This is a genomic window from Hansschlegelia beijingensis, from assembly GCF_045505405.1.
GTDB lineage: Bacteria > Pseudomonadota > Alphaproteobacteria > Rhizobiales > Methylopilaceae > Methylopila > Methylopila beijingensis_A.
In genome coordinates, this window is sequence record NZ_JBJKEX010000392.1 from 1 (window position 1) to 2,740 (window position 2,740).

Sequence of the window (2,740 nt, forward strand, 5' to 3'; positions counted from 1 at the left end):
GCGGTCGCGATCAGCGCCGGCAGCGCCTCCTCGGCCTTGAGCCAGCCGATCACCCCGAGCCCCTCGCGGCGCACTTCGGCGCTCTCGTTCTGCAGCGCCTTCAGGGCCGCCGCGAGCGCGTCCGGAAGGGTGAGCTCGCGCAGCGCGCGCAGCGCCGCCGCCTGGACGAATGGATCCGAATGCTGCGCCCGGTCGATCAGAAGCGGGCCGCAGGACGGCTCCTTCTTCTCCGCCAGCGCCTCGGCCGCGTTCTGCCGCACCGCAGCGTCCGGATCCTCGAGCGAACCCACCAGGCCCTCCACGACGTCCGGGCCGTCATGCTCGTCGAGCGCCTTCGCGGCCGCCGCCCTGACCTCCGGGTCGGGGTCGGCGAGGCCGCTCAGCAGCAGGACCTTGGCGTCCGGCCCGACCTCCTCGGCGAGCTCCATCATCGCGACGCGGCGGATGCCAGGATCGGGATCGGTGGCCCGCTCCTTGAGATCCGCGAGATCGTCGCCGAACGGATCGAAAGGCGGCATCGCTTCCTCCTCAGCGCAGCAGATAGGGGATGTTGACCTTGACGGCGCCGGTCGGGCAGTCGGCCTCGCACGGCATGCAGTACCAGCACTCGTCGTACTTCATGTAAGCTTTCTTGCGACCTTCATCGATCGCGAGAATGTCGAGCGGGCAGACGTCGACGCAGACCGTGCAGCCCTTCTCGGCGATGCACTTGGCGTCGTCGATGACGACGGCCGCGCTCTTCTGCTGGGTGATGATCGGCAATTGATCTCTCCTTACTCGGCCGCGACCGGGGTCTTGACCCGGAGCTGGTGGTAGGCGGCCATCTCGTCCGCCTCCACCGGCACCACGTAAGGCGCGACTTCGCGCTTGCGGTGCGACATGCGGCCGAACTCGTCCTTGAACAGCATCGTGTGGCAGAACCACTCGTCGTCATTGGTCTCGGGATGGTCGACCCGAAGGTGATAGAAGCCCCAGCGGCTCTCGGTCCTGTAGAGCGAGGCCGCGGCCGCCATGTCGGCGCAGTCGAGGATCGACTGCATCTCCAGAGCGCGATGCAGCTCGTGCGGATCGGTGGCGCAGAGCTGCCCCAGATCCTCGCGGATCTCGGCGAAGCGGCGCTGGCCGATCTCCATCTTGGCGGTGACCTTGGGCGGCTCGAGATAGTCGTTCACCAGACGCCTGGTCTTGAACTCCATCTCGTGCGGCGTCAGCCCGTCGTCGCGGCGGGTGGGGGCGAGCACGCGCTCCTGCTCGGCGGCGAGATAGCCCTCGTCATAGGCCGGCAGGTCGACGCCCTCGCAATAGGAGGCGGCGTCCGCCCCGGCGATGCCGCCGTTCACGAAGGCGCCGAGCATGTAGTTGTGCGGCACGCTCGCCATGTCGCCGACCGCATAGAGGCCCGGGATCGTGGTGCGGGCGTTCTCGTCCACCCAGACGCCCGAGGCCGAGTGCCCGGAGCAGAAGCCGATCTCCGAGATGTGCATCTCCACGGGACGTTTGCGGTAGTCGTTGCCGCGGCCGGCGTGGAAGCGGCCGCGCGACGGCCGCTCATTGGTGTGCAGGATGGTCTCGATCTCCGAGATGGTCTCCTCGGCGAGGTGGTCCATCTTGAGGTAGACCGGGCCATTCCCGCTCTGCAGCTCGCGCCAGAACTCCAGCATCATCTGGCCCGACCAGTAATCGCACTCGATGAAGCGGTCGCCCTTGTTGTTCGCCGTGTATCCGCCGAACGGGCCGGTGACGTAAGCGCAGGACGGCCCGTTGTAATCCTTGATCAGCGGGTTGATCTGGTAGCATTCGAGGTTCGCGAGCTCCGCGCCGGCGTGATACGCCATGGCGTAGCCGTCGCCGCAGTTCGCCGCGTTCTCGTAGGTGCCGAAGAGATAGCCGGAGGCCGGCAGGCCAAGCCGGCCGGCGGCGCCGCAGGCGAGCACCACGGCCTTGGCCTTCACCACCAGGAACTCGGAGGTCCGGGTGTTGACCCCGACCGCCCCGGCGATGCGGCCGTCTTCGGACTTCAGCAGCCGGGTCGCCATGTAGCGGTTGGTGACCGAGACCTGCAGTCGGCGAAGCTGCCGGTACAGCACCTTCTTGACGTTGTGGCCTTCCGGCATCGGCAGCACATAGGTCCCCATGTGGTGGACCTTGCGCATGTTGTATTCGCCGGAGCCGTCCTTCTCGAACTTCACCCCGAGCCTGTCGAGGTACTGGATCATCGGGAAGGAGCCCTGCGCGTAGGCCATCACGGCCTTCTGGTGGACGATCCCGTCATTGGCGACGGTGATCTCCTTCACGTACTGCTCGGGCGTGGCGTAGCCGGGCACGATCGCGTTGTTCAGCCCGTCCATGCCCATCGAGATCGCGCCCGAGCGTTTGACGTTCGCCTTCTCCATCAGGAGCACGCGAAGGCCCGGATTGGCCTCCTTGGCCTTGATCGCCGCCATCGGACCGCCGGTGCCGCCGCCGATGACGAGCAGGTCGGTCTCGACGATCTCGGTCTTGATGTCGCTTGCGCTCATGGTCGAGGTCATTCCGTCTGTTGATCGCTTGGGATGCGGGATCAGGCGGCCTGCGCGGGCGGCGCGGCCGCGGACGCCTCGCGGGCGAGGCTGCGAAGGTAGGTCCAGGGAAAGATCCCGCGGTCGTGGCCGTCGGCGAAGGTCAGGTGCACGGCGTAGCCGCCCATCGGCGCCACCGCGGTGATCGCCGCGTCCGCGAAGGCCTCCGGGAAACGGCCGTC

Annotated in this window: 4 protein-coding genes; all 4 read right to left on the reverse strand. The window is 67.5% G+C overall.

Translation table 11 applies throughout. The features are described from left to right. A partial coding sequence (locus ACIKT0_RS16550) for a HEAT repeat domain-containing protein (RefSeq protein WP_407106480.1) occupies positions 1-518 on the reverse strand: 518 nt, incomplete at its 3' end. A 10-nt stretch (positions 519-528) separates the two neighbouring features. Beyond that, the gene (locus tag ACIKT0_RS16555) at positions 529-762 is read right to left on the reverse strand and encodes a 4Fe-4S dicluster domain-containing protein (protein WP_325446997.1); all 234 of its coding nucleotides are present in this window, start codon (positions 760-762) and stop codon (positions 529-531) included. A gap of 11 nt (positions 763-773) precedes the next feature. Then, a complete protein-coding gene (locus tag ACIKT0_RS16560; protein WP_407106481.1) occupies positions 774-2,519 on the reverse strand; it encodes a fumarate reductase/succinate dehydrogenase flavoprotein subunit in 1,746 nt (581 codons plus the stop codon). A 41-nt stretch (positions 2,520-2,560) separates the two neighbouring features. Then, positions 2,561-2,740: gamma-butyrobetaine hydroxylase-like domain-containing protein (locus tag ACIKT0_RS16565; protein ID WP_407106482.1), on the reverse strand; the 180-nt coding region annotated here is incomplete at its 5' end.